12 protein-coding genes and 2 pseudogenes are annotated in these 16114 nt (G+C 72.0%); 5 read left to right on the forward strand and 9 right to left on the reverse strand.

Going from position 1 to position 16114, the window contains the following annotated elements; translation table 11 throughout:
• Positions 1-58 precede the first annotated feature (58 nt).
• Genes AC07AZ_RS21055 through AC07AZ_RS21065 form a run of 3 tightly spaced genes read right to left on the reverse strand, consistent with a single transcriptional unit; the run spans position 59 to position 2708 of the window.
• A complete protein-coding gene (locus AC07AZ_RS21055) occupies positions 59-961 on the reverse strand; it encodes a metal ABC transporter permease (RefSeq protein WP_478849880.1) in 903 nt (300 codons plus the stop codon).
• Complete coding sequence (locus AC07AZ_RS21060) at positions 961-1728, reverse strand: metal ABC transporter ATP-binding protein (protein WP_478849940.1); 768 nt, start codon at positions 1726-1728, stop codon at positions 961-963. The genes AC07AZ_RS21055 and AC07AZ_RS21060 overlap by 1 nt, the downstream gene beginning before the upstream one ends.
• 26 nt (positions 1729-1754) lie before the next feature.
• On the reverse strand, positions 1755-2708 hold the full coding sequence (locus tag AC07AZ_RS21065) for a metal ABC transporter substrate-binding protein (protein WP_478849882.1): 954 nt from the start codon (positions 2706-2708) through the stop codon (positions 1755-1757).
• Between the two features lie 159 nt (positions 2709-2867).
• Between AC07AZ_RS21065 and AC07AZ_RS21070 the strand changes: the two genes are divergently transcribed.
• From AC07AZ_RS21070 to AC07AZ_RS21080, 3 genes are all read left to right on the forward strand, one after another.
• Positions 2868-4250 (forward strand): glycine--tRNA ligase, encoded by a 1383-nt coding sequence (locus AC07AZ_RS21070; protein ID WP_478849884.1) that lies wholly within the window; start codon positions 2868-2870, stop codon positions 4248-4250.
• Positions 4251-4428: 178 nt separating this feature from the next.
• Positions 4429-5439 carry an aldo/keto reductase gene (locus tag AC07AZ_RS21075; RefSeq protein ID WP_478849886.1) on the forward strand — a complete coding sequence of 337 codons (1011 nt, stop codon included), beginning with the start codon at positions 4429-4431 and terminating at the stop codon, positions 5437-5439.
• A 25-nt stretch (positions 5440-5464) separates the two neighbouring features.
• Positions 5465-6049 (forward strand): TetR/AcrR family transcriptional regulator, encoded by a 585-nt coding sequence (locus AC07AZ_RS21080; protein WP_478849889.1) that lies wholly within the window; start codon positions 5465-5467, stop codon positions 6047-6049.
• Positions 6050-6283: 234 nt separating this feature from the next.
• Here the strand turns inward: AC07AZ_RS21080 and AC07AZ_RS21085 are convergent, their stop codons facing one another.
• Both AC07AZ_RS21085 and AC07AZ_RS21090 read right to left on the reverse strand, forming a co-directional pair.
• Positions 6284-6490, reverse strand: a complete 207-nt coding sequence (locus tag AC07AZ_RS21085) for a hypothetical protein (RefSeq protein WP_478849891.1) — start codon at positions 6488-6490, stop codon at positions 6284-6286.
• 189 nt (positions 6491-6679) lie between these two features.
• A pseudogene (locus tag AC07AZ_RS21090) lies at positions 6680-6859 on the reverse strand (MFS transporter); the annotation flags it as partial.
• Here AC07AZ_RS21090 and AC07AZ_RS21095 point away from each other — a divergent pair.
• Positions 6852-7320 (forward strand): annotated as a pseudogene (locus tag AC07AZ_RS21095) (helix-turn-helix transcriptional regulator); the annotation flags it as partial. The pseudogenes AC07AZ_RS21090 and AC07AZ_RS21095 overlap by 8 nt on opposite strands.
• Before the next feature lie 15 nt (positions 7321-7335).
• Here the strand turns inward: AC07AZ_RS21095 and AC07AZ_RS21100 are convergent.
• Entirely contained in the window at positions 7336-8781 is a 1446-nt protein-coding gene (locus tag AC07AZ_RS21100) for an MFS transporter (protein WP_478849893.1), read from the reverse strand.
• A gap of 108 nt (positions 8782-8889) precedes the next feature.
• Between AC07AZ_RS21100 and dusB the strand changes: the two genes are divergently transcribed.
• On the forward strand, positions 8890-10065 hold the full coding sequence (gene dusB / locus AC07AZ_RS21105; RefSeq protein ID WP_478849895.1) for a tRNA dihydrouridine synthase DusB: 1176 nt from the start codon (positions 8890-8892) through the stop codon (positions 10063-10065).
• 31 nt (positions 10066-10096) lie between these two features.
• On the opposite strand, the gene AC07AZ_RS21110 is transcribed toward dusB, so the two are convergent.
• The 3 genes from AC07AZ_RS21110 to AC07AZ_RS21120 all read right to left on the reverse strand — a co-directional run bounded on the left by AC07AZ_RS21110 (position 10097) and on the right by AC07AZ_RS21120 (position 16080).
• Positions 10097-12193 (reverse strand): alkaline phosphatase family protein, encoded by a 2097-nt coding sequence (locus AC07AZ_RS21110; protein ID WP_478849897.1) that lies wholly within the window; start codon positions 12191-12193, stop codon positions 10097-10099.
• Between the two features lie 176 nt (positions 12194-12369).
• On the reverse strand, positions 12370-14307 hold the full coding sequence (locus AC07AZ_RS21115) for an amylo-alpha-1,6-glucosidase (protein WP_478849899.1): 1938 nt from the start codon (positions 14305-14307) through the stop codon (positions 12370-12372).
• A gap of 132 nt (positions 14308-14439) precedes the next feature.
• The gene (locus AC07AZ_RS21120; RefSeq protein WP_478849902.1) at positions 14440-16080 is read right to left on the reverse strand and encodes an MGH1-like glycoside hydrolase domain-containing protein; all 1641 of its coding nucleotides are present in this window, start codon (positions 16078-16080) and stop codon (positions 14440-14442) included.
• Positions 16081-16114 lie beyond the last annotated feature (34 nt).

Here is a 16114-nt window from a genome sequence, read left to right on the forward strand (position 1 = left end):
GGTTGCCTCCTCACGTCTGCGCTTGCCGGGCCATTGTGCCAGCCCGCCCTGTCAGCGGTCAGACACCGACGGTGCCGTCGGCCGGCCGGGCGGCCGGAATCGCGCACTCGGTGGGGTCGCCGGCCGGCTGCGCGGCGGCCAGTGCCCGCGCGCGGCGCCGGGCCAGCGGGGCGGCGAGGAGCGTGAGCACGAAGAACGCGGCGATGGCCATCAGCACGATCGTCGCACCGGGCGGCACGTACTGGTAGTACGAGGTGACGGTGCCGCTGACGGTCACGGTCACGCCGATCGCCACCGCGACCGCGAAGGTCGCCGCGAAGCTGCGGGTGAGCTGCTGGGCAGCCGCCACCGGGACCACCATCAGCGCGGAGACCAGCAGCAGCCCGACGACCCGCATCGCGACCGTCACGGTGATCGCCGCCGTGATCGCGGTCAGCAGGTTGAGCGCGCGCACGGGCAGGCCCGTGACCCGGGCGAACTCCTCGTCCTGGCTGACCGCGAAGAGCTGGCGGCGCAGACCCAGGGTGACCAGCATCACGAAGGCGGCGAGCAGGCAGATCGCCGTCACGTCGGACCGCGAGACGGTCGTGAGGGAGCCGAAGAGGTACGACATGAGGTTGGCGTTGGAGCCGCCCGGCGCGAGGTTGATGAGCATCACGCCGCCGGCCATACCGCCGTAGAAGAGCATCGCGAGGGCGATGTCGCCGCGGGTCCTGCCGTACCAGCGGATCAGCTCCATCAGGACCGCGCCGAGGACCGAGACGGCCGTGGCCATCCACACCGGCGAGGTGGACAGCAGGAAGCCGAGGCCGACGCCGGTCATCGCGACATGGCCGATACCGTCGCCGAGCAGGGCCTGGCGGCGCTGCACGAGGTAGATGCCGACGGCGGGGGCGGTGATGCCGACCAGGACGGCGGCGAGCAGCGCCCGCTGCATGAAGGGGAAGTCGAGGAAGGTCATCAGCTCAGCAGTCCCGTGCGGATCGGTTCGGTGCCCGCGGGTGCGTGCGGGTGGACGTGGTCGTGGCCGGGCAGCGCGTGCTGGCCGACCGCCCGCGGGGGCGGCCCGTCGTGCACCACGCAGCCGTCGCGCAGGACGACCGCCCGGTCGATCAGCGGTTCCAGGGGCCCGAGTTCGTGCAGGACGAGCAGGACCGTCGCACCGGCGGCGACCTGTTCGCGCAGGGTCGCGGCGAGCACCTCCTGGCTGGCGAGGTCGACGCCCGCCATCGGCTCGTCCATGATCAGGAGTTCGGGTTCGGCGGCGAGCGCGCGGGCGATCAGGACCCGCTGGTGCTGGCCGCCGGACAGGGCGTTCACGGAGTCCCTGGCCCGGTCGGCCATGCCGACGAGCTCCAGGGCCCGCCGTACGGCCGCGTGGTCCGCCTTGCGCAGCACGCCGAAGCGGGCGGCCGACAGACGGCCGGAGGAGACGACCTCGGTGACCGTGGCGGGCACTCCGCCCGCGGCCGTCGTGCGCTGCGGTACGTAGCCCACGCGCCGCCAGTCGCGGAAGCGCCGGCGCGGGGTGCCGAACAGCTCGATCTCGCCGGCGCTGAGAGGTACCTGGCCGATGACGCCGCGCACGGCCGTCGACTTGCCGGAGCCGTTCGCGCCGAGCAGCGCGACGACCTCGCCGCGGTGCACGGTCAGGTCGATGCCGCGCAGCACGGGGCGCGAGCCCAGCTCGGCGCGTACCCCGCGCAGCTCTATGACGGGCTCGCCCATGACGTCCTCGCCGCCTTCCGTGACGCTCACTTGGTTCCCAGGGCCGTCTGCAGCGCCTTGAGGTTGGCTTCCTGGACCGAGAAGTAGTCCCTGCCACGGGACTTGGCCGTGATGCCCTCGATCGGGTCGAGGACGTCCGTCCTCAGGTCCGCGTCCCGGGCGACGGTCTTCGCGGTCTTGTCGCTGACGAGCGTCTCGTAGAAGACCGTGGAGACGCCGTCGGCCTTCGCCATCCTCTCAAGGTCCCGCACGCGCGCCGCGCTGGGTTCGGACTCGGGGTCGAGGCCGTTGACGGCCTCCTCGGTGAGGCCGTAGCGCTCGGCGAGGTAGCCGAAGGCGGCGTGGGTGGTGATGAAGACCTTGGACCTGGTGTTCTTCAGGCCGTCCGCGAACCGGGTGTTGAGCGCGTCGAGCTTCTCGACCAGGGCGGCGGTGTTCTTCCGGTAGTCGGCCGCGTGGTCCGGGTCCGCCTTCTCGAAGGCCCTGCCGACGCCGGCGGCGACCTGGGCGTAGCGCACCGGGTCGAGCCAGACGTGGGGGTCGAGACCGGCCGGTTCGTCGCCGGCGCCGCTGTCGTGCTCGGCGGAGTGGCCGCCGACCTCGGTGCCGTGCTTCTCCAGCGTGGTGAGGGAGGCGGCGTCGATCTTCGTCTTCACGCCGGACTGCGAGACGGCGTCGTCGACGGAGGGCTGGAGGTTTCTGAGGTAGAGGACGGCGTCGGACCCCTCGAGCTGTACGCGCTGCCTGACGCTGATCTCCAGGTCGTGCGGTTCCTGGCCGGGCTTGGTGAGGCCGGTGACGCGGACGTGGCTCCCTCCGATCCGCTCGGCGAGGAAGGCCATCGGGTAGAACGACGCGACGACGTCGAACTTGTCCGTGTTGGCCGCGGCGGTCTCGGTGGAGCAGGCGGAGAGGGCGGTGAGGCCGAGTGCGGTGGCCGCCGCTGTCGCGGTCGCGGGTATGAGCCGTCGTACGTTCATGACAGTCATTTTCAACAAACATGGAAACCGTTGTCAACAACCCTGGCGAGGCTTGTACGGGGCACCGATTTGGTCGAGGGGGAGCCCCCGCCGGTACGCTGAGGCATTCGCTCTGAAGCGTCTCGCTTCGTCGCCCGTCGTCGTTATGAAGAGAGCACCGTGGCCGCCGACAAGATCGACACCATCGTCAGCCTGAGCAAGCGCCGTGGCTTCGTATTCCCCTGCAGTGAGATCTACGGCGGCCAGAAGGCCGCCTGGGACTACGGACCGCTGGGTGTCGAGCTCAAGGAGAACCTGAAGCGCCAGTGGTGGCGCTACATGGTGACGTCGCGCGAGGACGTGGTCGGCATCGACTCGTCCGTGATCCTGGCCCCCGAGGTGTGGGTCGCCTCCGGTCACGTCGCCACCTTCTCCGACCCCCTCACCGAGTGCACCTCCTGCCACAAGCGGTTCCGCGCGGACCACCTGGAAGAGGCGTACGAGGCCAAGCACAACCGCCCGCCGGAGAACGGCCTGGCGGACATCAACTGCCCCAACTGCGGCAACAAGGGCCAGTTCACCGAGCCCAAGCAGTTCTCCGGCCTGCTCTCCACCCACCTCGGCCCGACGCAGGACACCGGCTCCGTCGCCTACCTGCGCCCCGAGACCGCTCAGGGCATCTTCACCAACTTCGCCCAGGTGCAGACCACCTCGCGCAAGAAGCCGCCGTTCGGCATCGCGCAGATGGGCAAGTCCTTCCGCAACGAGATCACGCCCGGCAACTTCATCTTCCGCACCCGCGAGTTCGAGCAGATGGAGATGGAGTTCTTCGTCAAGCCGGGCGAGGACGAGAAGTGGCAGGAGTACTGGATGGAGCAGCGCTGGAACTGGTACACCGGTCTCGGCCTGCGTGAAGAGAACATGCGGTGGTACGACCACCCCAAGGAGAAGCTCTCCCACTACTCCAAGCGCACCGCCGACATCGAGTACCGCTTCCAGTTCGGCGGAAACGAGTGGGGCGAGCTGGAGGGTGTCGCGAACCGCACGGACTACGACCTCACCGCGCACTCCAAGGCATCCGGCCAGGATCTTTTCTTCTTCGACCAGGATGCCCAGGAGCGCTGGACGCCGTACGTCATCGAGCCGGCCGCCGGCGTCGGCCGCGCGATGCTCGCGTTCCTGCTCGACGCCTACGTCGAGGACGAGGCGCCGAACGCCAAGGGCAAGATGGAGAAGCGCACGGTGCTGCGCCTCGACCACCGTCTGGCCCCGGTGAAGGTCGCGGTGCTGCCGTTGTCCCGCAATGCCGAGCTCTCCCCGAAGGCCAAGGGCCTGGCCGCGGCGCTGCGTCAGAACTGGAACATCGAGTTCGACGACGCCGGCGCGATCGGCCGCCGCTACCGCCGTCAGGACGAGATCGGCACGCCGTTCTGTGTGACGGTCGACTTCGACACCCTCGACGACAACGCGGTGACCGTGCGCGAGCGCGACACCATGAAGCAGGAGCGGGTGTCTCTCGACCAGATCGAGGGCTACCTGGCCGGGCGCCTGCTGGGCGCCTAGCGGCAAGGGGTCGCGGCCCCCTTCACCTTCACCTTCCCCTTTCACCTCCGACGCCGGACGGGCTGAGCCGATCAGCCCGTCCGGCGTTCGCCGTGTCCGGGTGAGGTGAGGTGAGGTGACTGACAAATGACAGATGACAGATATTGAAATCTGTCATCTGTCATGTCAGGGTGGACGCATGACGACACGCACGCGCACCCTCGGCACCACCGGTCCCCAGGTCTCCGCCCTCGGCCTCGGCTGCATGGGCATGTCCGCGCTGTACGGCGACGCGGACCGCGCCGAGTCGATCGCCACCATCCACGCCGCCCTGGAAGCGGGTGTGACGCTGCTGGACACCGGCGACTTCTACGGCATGGGCCACAACGAACTGCTCATCGGCGAGGCGCTGCGCTCCGCCCCCGCCGCCCGCCGCGAACAGGCCCTGACCAGCGTCAAGTTCGGCGCCCTGCGCGCCCCGGACGGCGGCTGGTCGGGCTACGACGGCCGCCCCGCCGCCGTGAGGAACTTCGCCGCCTACTCCCTCCAGCGCCTCGGCGTCGACCACATCGACGTCTACCGCATCGCCCGCCTCGACCCGGACGTCCCCATCGAGGACACGGTCGGCGCGATCTCCGAGCTGGTCGAGCAGGGGTACGTCCGGCACATCGGCCTCAGCGAGGTCGGCGCCGAGACGATCCGCCGGGCCGCCGCCACCGCGCCGATCGCCGACCTCCAGATCGAGTACGCCCTCATCTCACGCGGCATCGAGGCGGAGATCCTGCCCACCACCCGCGAACTGGGCATCGGCATCACCGCCTACGGCGTCCTGTCCCGCGGCCTGATCTCCGGCCACTTCACCCACGACCGGCAGCTCGCCGCCAACGACTTCCGCGCCCACTCACCCCGCTTCCAGGGCGACAACCTGCGGCACAACCTCGACCTCGTGGAGGCGCTGCGCAAGGTCGCCGAGGAGAAGGGTGTCAGCGTCGCGCAGATCGCGATCGCCTGGGTGCTGTCCCGCGGTGAGGACATCGTGCCGCTGGTCGGCGCGCGCAGCCGGGAGCGGCTCGCGGAGTCGCTGGGCGCGCTGGACGTCACCCTGGACGCCGCGGACCTCGCCGCGATCGAGGAAGCGGTGCCGGCCGACGCGGCCGCCGGTGAGCGCTATGCTCCCGCCGCCATGGCCCACCTCGACAGCGAACGCTGATCCGGCCGCCGGTACGGTCCTTCCCATGGCATCCAGCGAGACCCTGACCGCCGAGCGCATCCTCGAAGCGACCGAGGAGGTGCTGCGCCGCCACGGCCCGGCCAAGGCCACCGTGGTCGACGTGGCCCGCGCGCTCGGCGTCAGCCACGGCAGTGTCTACCGGCACTTCCGTACGAAGGCCGCGCTGCGCGAGGCGGTCACCAAGCGCTGGCTGGACCGGACGACCGACATGTTGTCCGGCATCGTCGCCGAGGACCGGGACCCGGCGTCCCGGCTGCGCGACTGGCTCGCCGCCCTGTTCGCCGCCAAGCGCCACAAGGCGGGCGACGACCCCGAGCTGTTCGCCACCTACATGGTCCTGACCGGCGAGAACGGCTCCGTGGTCGGCCGGCACGTCACCCATCTCGTGGACCAGCTGACCGTGATCGTCGAGGCGGGCACCGACAGCGGCGTCTTCACCGCCCCCGACCCCCGGGCCACGGCCCGCGCCGTCCTCCTGGCGACGGGCCGCTTCCACGACCCGTGCCACGCGAAGTACTGGCAACACCCGGAGATCGAGGCGGAGTTCGACGAGGTCGTGCGTCTGGTGCTGCGCGGGCTGCGGGCGTAGGCCGCGTCCGGCCTGCCCGCCGGGCGGCACACGCAGGACCCGGCTCGGAGCCCGGCCGCGCGGCGCCGGAAGTCCCGCATCAGCGGGGTGGGGTCGGGTTCGGCATGGCGACCTGTCGCCGCGGGCCACCAGCCCGACGGCGCCCGGCACCGATCCGTCGTCGACGTGCCGCCGCGGGGTGGTCCGGAGCGCGCTCATCGCCCTGTCTTCCGGTGCGCTGTCGTCGTACCCGCCCTAGGTCCCCGCCGGGTCAACAGTCGCCTGGTGGGCCTCGGCCAGGTGTTCCTCCGCCTTCAGCCAGGGCAGGAACTGCGCACCCCTGCGCCAGCCGCAGGTGTCGCACCTGATCGTGCGCTGCATTCCCGCGCGCCGCACCCGGACGACGTGCTCGCGTCCGTGCTGGTCCCAGCGGCTCACCTTGCTCGTGTTGCTCTCCAGCATGACGCCTCCAGCGGCGACCCGCAGCGAAGAACCCGTCCGGGTGCGCGGCGGAGTCCGCGCAGCAAGGAGTGTGCAGCACGCCCGGCGTCAACAGGGTCCGTACGGTGATGAGTTGTCCATACCGTGAGGACACGTGGGGACAAGTGAGGACATGCGGGCGCGCACCGGACGCGGGGCCTGCGGTGGACGTCAGCCGATCGTCCGCGGGAGGCGGGTGCTCAGCAGGCCGATCAGGGCGATGCCCGCCAGCTGCACCAGGAGGGTGGTGACCAGGGCGTCCCGCATGCCGAGGCTCGACGCCAGGGAGAGGAACAGGGTGCCGAGGGTGGCCACGCCCAGCGCCAGCGACGACTGCTGGGCGGTGATCATGGTCTCCGCGGTCGGCGTCACCTGGTACACCTGGCTCGAACAGGCCCGGGACATCCAGGTCTCCGTGCAGGTCCTCGACGCCCTCGCCCGCACCCTGCTCCTCGACCCCAGCGAGCGCGGCCATCTCTTCCAGCTGGCCGGCGCGGTGGATCCGACGCCGGCCACCACCTGCCCGCGCGACGATGGCGGGTCATCTCGCCGAGCCGGCCTGGAAGCTGCTGCTGAAGCGGCTGCGCGCGGAGTCCCCCGCCTTCCGCGAGGCGTGGGAGCGGCACGAGGTCGTCGCCCACCGCACCAAGCGCAAGGAGTTCGACAACCGGCACGTCGGCCGGATCACCGTCGACCACACGGACCTGTGGATCGGCCCGGGGGTGGGTCCGAGGATGGTCACGTACGTGCCGGCGGACCGGGTGTCGAGGGAGCGGCTGGAGAAGCTGCACGCCATATCGCTGGAGAGGTGACGCGCCCGCCCGGCGTCACGCGACGACCCGCGCCGCCTCGCGCACGTCCGCCGCCGCCAACTGCTCGGCCGTCCGCTCGGCGGTCCGCCGGGCCCAGGGACCGCTGGTCAGGGCCCCGAACACCAGCACCGCGAGACCGCAGGTCGCCAGGATCCACCACCCCGGCCGGGCCGCCGACACGAACGTCTCCCGGTACGACGAGGAGCCCACGCCCGACGCCAGCACCGCGCCGACCACCGCGACCCCGAGCGTCTGCCCGAGCTGGCGGCTGGTCGAGGCGACGGCGGCGGCGACCCCGGCCTGGGCCCGCGGCATGCCGGACACCGCGGTGTTGGTGATCGGGGCGTTCACGAAGCCGAAGCCGACGCCGAACATCACGTATCCGGCGAACAGGGTGACGTTCGAGGTCTCGGCCTCGAAGGCGGCGAACAGCACCCCGCTGGCCGTCATCGCGAACCCGGCGACGAGCAGCGACAGACGCGGCCCCCTGCTGCCCACCAGCCGTCCGGACAGCGGCGCGCACAGGAACATCGGCACCGCCATCGGCAGCATCCACAGACCGGCGTGCAGCGCGTCCAGGCCGCGCACGTTCTGCAGGTAGAGCGTGGACAGGAACAGGAACCCGCCGAGCGAGGCGAACGCGCTGATCGCGATCACGGTGGCCCCGCTGAACGGCACAGAGCGGAAGAAGCGCAGGTCGATGAGGGGTTCGGCGCGGCGGGGCTCGTAGCGCAGCAGGCCGAGCAGTGCGGCCAGCGCGAGCACCCCGAAGGGCAGGACCGTGGTGAGCCCGGCGCTCGGCGCCTCGATGATCGCGTACGTCAGGGAGCCGAACAGGGTGATGACCAGGAGCTGGCCGACCGGGTCGGGGCGGCGCGCCCTGGGCGCCCGGGACTCGGGCACGAAGCGCAGGGTGAGCAGGAGGGCGGCGAGGCCCACCGGCAGGTTGACCCAGAAGATCGACCGCCAGCCGACCGACTCCACCAGCACTCCGCCGACCAGCGGTCCGGCGGCCATGGAGATGCCGACCACCGCGCCCCAGACGCCGATGGCGCGGGCTCGCTCGCGGGGGTCGGTGAAGGTGTTGGTGATGATCGACATGGCGACCGGGTTGAGCATCGAGCCGCCGACCGCCTGCACCATGCGGAACGCGACGAGCGCGTCGAGGTTCGGCGCCAGGGAACACAGCAGCGAGCCGATGACGAAGACCACCAGGCCGGTGACGAAGACGCGCTTGCGGCCGATCCGGTCGGCCGTGGAGCCCGCCAGCATCAGCAGGGACGCCAGGACGAGCGTGTACGCGTCGATCGTCCACTGGAGGCCGGCGGTGCTCGCGTGCAGCTCCTGCTGCATCGAGGGCAGGGCGACGTTCAGGGCGGTGACGTCCAGGCTCACGATCAGCAGGCTCATGCAGCAGATCGCGAGCACCAGCATGCGGCGGCGACGGCTCAGCTCGGGCATGCGCACCATCGTACCCGCGTATCAATAGTGCGGCTAACTAATGACCACTACATGGTCATGGTCGGACGCCGTCCCCGGGCACTGCCCGGGGTGCGCCACAATGGAGCAATGTCCACGCCCGTGTCCCTCGTGTCCCCCCTGCAGATCGGCCCGCACACCGTCCGGCCGCCCGTCGTGCTGGCGCCCATGGCCGGGATCACCAACGCCCCCTTCCGCACCCTGTGCCGGGAGTTCAGCGGCGGCAAGGGCCTGTTCGTGAGCGAGATGATCACGACCCGGGCGCTGGTCGAGCGCAACGAGAAGACCATGCAGCTGATCCACTTCGACGCGAGCGAGACGCCGCGCTCGATCCAGCTGTACGGCGTGGACCCGGCGACCGTCGGCAAGGCCGTCCGCATGATCGCGGACGAGGGCCTCGCCGACCACATCGACCTGAACTTCGGCTGCCCGGTGCCCAAGGTGACCCGCAAGGGCGGCGGCTCCGCGCTCCCCTACAAGCGCAACCTGCTGCGGGCCATCCTGCGTGAGGCGGTCGGCGGCGCCGGTGACCTCCCCGTCACCATGAAGATGCGCAAGGGCATCGACGACGACCACATCACCTACCTCGACGCCGGGCGCATCGCCGTCGAGGAGGGCGTCACCGCCATCGCCCTGCACGGCCGCACCGCCGCCCAGCACTACGGCGGCACCGCCGACTGGGACGCCATCGCCCGCCTCAAGGAGCACGTCCCGGAGATCCCGGTGCTCGGCAACGGCGACATCTGGGCGGCCGAGGACGCGCTGCGGATGGTGCGCGAGACGGGCTGCGACGGCGTGGTCGTCGGACGCGGCTGCCTGGGCCGGCCATGGCTGTTCGCTGACCTGGTCGCCGCCTTCGAGGGCCGTACGCAGGCCCGCGCCGGAGGCGCTGACGGATACGGCGCGCGGCCCTCCCTGCGCGAGGTCGCCGACGTCATGGTCCGCCACGCCACCCTGCTCGGTGAGTGGATCGGCGACGAGACGCGCGGGGTCATCGACTTCCGCAAGCACGTGGCCTGGTACCTCAAGGGCTTCGCCGTCGGTTCCGAGATGCGCAAGCGGCTCGCGATCACCTCCTCGCTCGCCGAACTCCGCTCCGGGCTCGACGAGTTGGACCTCCACCAGCCCTGGCCGGACGGCGCCGACGGGCCCCGCGGCCGTACGTCCGGCAACAACCGGGTGGTGCTGCCGGACGGCTGGCTCAAGGACCCCTACGACTGCGCGGGCATCGGCGAGGACGCGGAACTCGACACCTCCGGAGGCTGAACGCCGCCGGGCGGCCGGCCCCCGGGGGCGCTCAGTCCTTCGTGGGGTGCGGAGTGGACCCGTACGCCGTCAGGAAACGGTCGCGGAACGAACTCATCTTCCACACCGGGGCGTTGTGCGCGGGCATCAGACCGTCCGACCAGTTCCAGGAGGCCACCTTGTCCAGGACCTTCGGGTCCTTGGCGACGATCGACACCGGCACGTCACGGCTGGCGTGGTTGCCGCTGACCCGGGCGATGGGCTGGTGGTCGCCGAGGAAGACGAGAACCGTGTCGTCACTGCCGTAGCGCTCCAGCCACTGCGTGAGGCTGGTGACGGAGTACTGGATCGACTTGCCGTACTCCTGCTTGGACCGGGTGGAGTCGGCGATGATGTCCGACGGCTTGTTGCCCGCCTTCTGGATCGGGCCGAAGACCGAGCCGTCACCCAGCTGGTCCCACCCGACCGACTTGGGGATGGGCGCCCACGGCTGGTGGCTGGAGGTCAGGATGATCTCCGACATCAGCGGCTTGTCGCGCTTCCTGCCGTGCTCCAGCCGCTGGAACGCCTCCAGCGCGTACTGGTCGGGCATCGTCGACCAGCTGAACTTCGGGCCCTTGTACCCCATCTGGAAGGCGTTGTAGACCTTGTCGAGGCCGTAGTACCTGGCCTCGGGCCAGCCCTTCTGGATGCCCGGCATGACCCCGACCGTGTCCCAGGCACCGGTCTTCTGGAACGCCTTGGTGAGGCTGAGGTGATCGCCGGCCATGACCGTGCGGTAGCGCTGCTGGTTGTCGATCCACAGGCCCGACATGGTCGTGGAGTGGCCGAGCCAGCTGCTGCCGCCGTACGTCGCCGAGGTCAGCCAGCCGCTCTTCGCGTGGAAGCCGGCCTTGGCCAGGGCCGCCGTACGAACCTTGAGCGTCTTGTCCACGCCGGGGGCGATGACCGGGTCCTCGATGGCGCTGCGGCCGTAGCTCTCGATGAACGTGAAGATCATGTCCTTGCCGCGCAGATCGGGCACCAGCTGGGCGCCGGGCGTCCCCCCGAAGCGGTCGGCGCCTGCCTCCTTCGCGAACGAGGCCTCGTCCCTGACGGTGTCCTTGACCCTGCGCGCCTGGATCAGGAGCGCGCCGGCCGCCCGGTCGGAGGCGACCGGCATGCCCGCCACCTGGACACCGAGCGTGGAGCAGGTGACCCAGACGATGCCCGCGATGAGCGTGGAGCGGGTCGCGGTCCGGGCGTTGCCGGCCAGCAGGTTGGCGAGCCGGACCGCCGCCAGCGCCATCACCACGAGCAGCAGCAGGACCAGGACGACGAGACCGACGGTCGCGGCGATCGCCGTCGTCCTGCCCAGCGAGTCCGCCACGTACGACTGCGCGTCGGGCAGCAACTCCCAGTCCAGGACGGCGTTGAAGCCCCGGCCCAGGTATTCGTTGAAGCCCATGTCGAGGACGTTCAGCACGGTCAGCACGCCCAGACCGGCCCCGGACACCGCCGCCAGGACGACGCGCGGCCGGCGCGGCAGCGCGATCATCACCGCCGCCCCGACGATCGCCTCCGCCGGCAGCCGCGTGAACCGGTTCACGTGCAGCGCGGCCTCGTTGTTCGGCAGCAGCAGAGCACCGAGGACGAGCACCGCCGCGAGCACGCTGACCACCCGGCGCAGCACCCGCGCGGCCTGCGGATACCGGGTCCGCCAGGCACGGACGTGGGCCAGGCGGGATCCGAGGGTGGCGGGGGCGGGGGCGGGGGCGGGGACGTCGGGGGTGGCGGGGGACGCGGCCTCGGGGACTGCCGGGGTCGGGGACTCGGGCTTGGGGCCCGCCGCTGGCGGTGTTTTGGCCTCGGGCTTGGGGTCGGCCGTCGTGGGGGTCTCGCCCTCCGGGTCCGCCGCCGTGGAGGTCTCCGCCTCCGCCGCGGAGGCATCCGGTGCCGCCGGTCGTGTCGCCGCTTCCGGGGACGCCGGTGTCGCGGTCTCGGGCGACGGGGATGCCTCGGCCTCCGCCGGTGTCGCGGTCCCGGGTGACGGGGATGCCTCGGCCTCCGCCGGTGCCTCCGACGTGCTCTCGGGCGCCGGCGACGGTGCCGGCGAGGACGCGTCGTCGTCCGGCGCGGACAGATGGCGAAAACGCGTGAAGACAGGCACCCGAAGGTCCTTCCGTACGAAGCCCGGTGAACCGGCGGACCCGACACGGGGGGAACGATTCCGCCGTAATCCCGTACGGCCGGTGCGCGGGCCCTGTTCAGCCAGGACGGACCAGAGCTCGGCAAACACCGGGCAAACGCCTCCCCAACCCACGCACCGGCGCCCGCACCTTCCGGCTAGGCGCCGCCCACCGCGGTGAGCAGCGCCAGCGGGGCCGCCGCCGACCGGGACTCCCGCACGCACGCGTGCGGGTAGGGCACCGGCTCGGCGTGCGTGTCGCGGCCGTAGCCCGCGATCACCTCGGGCAGGCGGTGGCCGGTCGCCGTCGCCGCGTCCACCAGGGCGTGGGCGACCGTACGCGCCTCGTCGTGCAGGCCGTAGCGGGCCAGGCCCAGCGTGATCAGCGCGTTGTCGTGCGGCCACACCGAACCGCGGTGGTACGACAGCGGGTGGTACGCCCGCTGCCCGGCCGCCAGCGTGCGCACGCCCCAGCCGGAGAAGAAGTCGGGTTCCAGCAGCCGCCGGCCGACCAGCTCGCCGTACTCCTTGTCCAGCAGCCCCGACCACAGCAGGTGCCCGGCGTCGGAGGCCAGCGCGTCCACCTGCCGGCCCTCGCCGTCGAGCGCGAGCGCCGGGAAGGAGTGGGCCCGCATCCAGAAGTCACGCTGGAAGCGGTCGCGGAGGTCGGCGGCGGCCTGCTCCAGCAGGGCCGCGTACACCTCGTCGTCCCACACCGTGCGGGACAGGTGCGCGGTGCGGCGCAGCGCGTCGTACGCGTACCCCTGGGCCCCCGCCGCCAGCACCGAGCCGCTCGCCCGGGTGCCGTCGGCGGAACAGATCGCGCCGGGGGAGTCCTTCCAGTTCTGGTTGGCCAGGCCGCCCTGGTCGGCGCGGTAGACCAGGTAGCCGCGGGAGGTGAGCCCGCCGTGGTCGAGCATCCAGCCGATCGCCGCGCGGGCGTGCGGCTCCAGGCGGCGGGCCAGGGTCACGTCCCCCGTCTGCTCGACGTACGCCCCGAGCAGCACCAGGAACAGCGGGGTGGCGTCGACCGAGCCGTAGTACCGGCCGTACGGCACCTGCCCGAAGTGCGCCAGTTCGCCGTGCCGTACCTCGTGCACGATCTTGCCGGGCTGCGCCACCGCGTCGGGGCCGACCTCGGTGGCCTGGGCCGCGGCGAGCGCCGGGAGCGTGGCGGCGGCCAGCCGGGGCCGGTAGGGGAGGGCGAACAGTGAGGTGAGCAGGGCGTCGCGGCCCAGCAGCGTCAGGAACCAGGGGGCGCCGGCGGCGGGCACCCGCAGTTCCTCGCCGTCCGGGCCGGTCGCCGGCACCTGGAGCGAGGCCAGGTCGGCGAGACCGCGGGCGCAGGCCGCGGCCAGCTCGGGCCAGCCGGTCGGGAACGCCACACCCTCCACGAACTCGCCTTCGAGAGCGAGGAGTTGCTCGTTGAGGGCGGCGGGGGAGCGGGGCACGCGGCGGGCCCGCCGGTCGCCGTGCGGGCGTGCCATGACCCGCAGCGTCAGCTCCGCCGACCCGTGGGCCGCCAGCTCCAGCGTCCACACCAGGCGCCGGGCGCCCGTGCCGGTCTCCTCGACGGCGTCCGGCGCGGGTTCCGCCGTCACGGTCGTGACGGACCGCCACTCCCGGCGCCGGTAGGTGAACTCCACGCCGTCGTCGTGGACGTGGCGGGAGCGGGTGGCGCCGGTCTTGGCGTAGGTGCGGTGGTCGGAGCGCAGTTCGAACTGGTCGGTGAAGTCGGCGTCCGCGGTGACCGCGAGGCGCACGGTGGTCGGCTCCGGGCGGTTGCTGGTCACCCGCAGTGACTCGACGAACGCGCCGTCCCCGACGGCCTGTTCGCGGAAGATCGTGTACGCGGGCGGTTCCTGCCGGCCGCCGCGCGGGACGAGGACACAGCGTGCCGTGTCCCCGTCCGCGACCGGCGTGAGCGCCTCGGGCACCGCACCGTCGACCGTCAGTTGCCAACGGCTCAGGTGCCGCGCGTCGCGCACGAACAGTCCGTCCGGGGAGCTGCCGCCCCGGACCCCGCTGATGTCCCCACCGTCACCCACGGCGGCGAACGTCCCACCGTGCACGAGCAGATGATGCCGGTCCGTCATCCCCGGTCCCCTCCTTTGACGCCGTTGCGTGCCTTGCCGCCCGGGCCGTTCGGGCCCGCACTGTCCGGGCCGTTCACGTCCGGCCTGTTCCGGTCCCGCTGTTCCCGTCCGGACGGTTGAGGTCCGGGCCGGTCACGTGGTCCGGCTGTTCACATCGCTCAGGTCGTTCAGGTCGTTCGGCTCGCTCCGGTCGTTCGGCTCGCTCCGGTCGCTCCGGTCGCTCCGGTCGCTCCGGTCGCTCCGGTCGCTCCGGTCGCGCAGGCCGAGAACGCCGGTGCTCCGATCCGTGCCGGTGCCGGTGCCGGTGCCGGTGCCGGTGTCCGGGGCGCCGGGTGCGCCGCCCGCGAGGGGCTCGTGCAGCAGGTCGAGCGTGAGCGCGGCGGTCCAGCTGAAGCCGGTCGCCCCGCAGCCCTCGCCGGTGTACGGGTCGACGTACTCCGCGAAGTCCGACGTCCCGGCGGTGCGCAGGACGGCCTCCCGCAGCGCTTCGGCCCTGGCCTGCTCGCCGTGCTGCCGCAGCCCGCGCTCCACCAGCCAGCTCGTGTTGAACCAGGCCGGTCCGCGCCAGTAGCGGTGCGGGTCGAAGGCCTCGCCGAGCAGGTCGTAGCTCGGTACGAGGCGGGTCGTGGTGCCGAGCCCGAAGTGCGGGGAGTACGCCGCCTCGACCAGGCGGGCGGCGATCTCGCGCGGCAGGCCGGGCAGCAGCAGCGGGACGAGCCCGGAGACGCTCCGCTCGGGGATCAGCTCCCCGCCGCGCACGTCACGGCAGAGGAACAGGCCCCGCGCCGGGTCCCAGAGCCGGTCGACGAGCGCGGCCGTCAGCCGCTCCGCGCGCGCGTGCCGGGCCGTGCCGGTGGCCCCGAGTTCCCGGGCGATGCGGGCCAGCGCGTGCTCCGAGGCGATGAGCAGCGCGTTGAACGCGGGGTCCTCCACCGCGAACCCGCCCGCCCCGTCGGCGTATCCGCCGTCGCGGTAGTCCGTCGCCAGCCGCACGTACCGGCCGTAGTCCAGATCGGTCGGCCGGTCGTCGGCGGCGCCGTGGTCGAGGTCGGCGCGGCGGAAGGAGCGGGCCGGGGCGGGCGTGATCCGGCTCAGCGGGGCGTCCCAGCACGGGCTGTTGTCCATCCCCTGCTCCCAGGGGTGGACGACGGACGCCAGCGATCCCCCGCCCAGGTCCCGCCGGTGCAGCAGATAGCGGTGCCAGGCGGCGAGGCGCGGGTACACGCCCGCCAGGAAGCCGCGCGCCCGTGACAGACCCGGGTCCGCGCAGTGCACCAGCCACGCGGCCAGCGCGTGCACCGGTGGCTGCACGATGCCCGAGGTCTGTACGGTGCGCGGGGCGCCCGCAGCGCGCCCCGCGGTCGAGGAGCGCCAGAAGTCGGGGCTCGGGAAGTACGCGTCGAGCGGGACGGAGGGGTTGAAGACGATGTGCGGGACGCGGCCGTCGCCCCACTGGGCGCCCAGCAGTGTCTCCAGTTCCGTCTGTGCCCGTAACGGCGACAGGTGGCGCAGGCCGATCGCGACGAACGCCGAGTCCCAGGACCACTGGTGCGGATACAGGCCGCGCGAGGGCACCGTCGAGGTGCCGGTCCAGTTGCCCTCCAGCACCCGGGCCGCTCTGACGTGCAGTGACGGCCTGGTCACCGCCGGATCGTATGCAATGGCCCCCGGGCCGGAAACCTCACCCCGGCCGGAAAAGGGAGGTGAGGACATGGTGCGCGTGTGGTCCAGGCGTCCCGCGTTGCGAGCGGTCAGTTGGGTTGTGCGGTCCACTCAGGCTCCCCGAAGACGTACGGCCGACCAGTTC

The sequence above is a fragment of the Streptomyces sp. NPDC043878 genome (assembly GCF_056435735.1).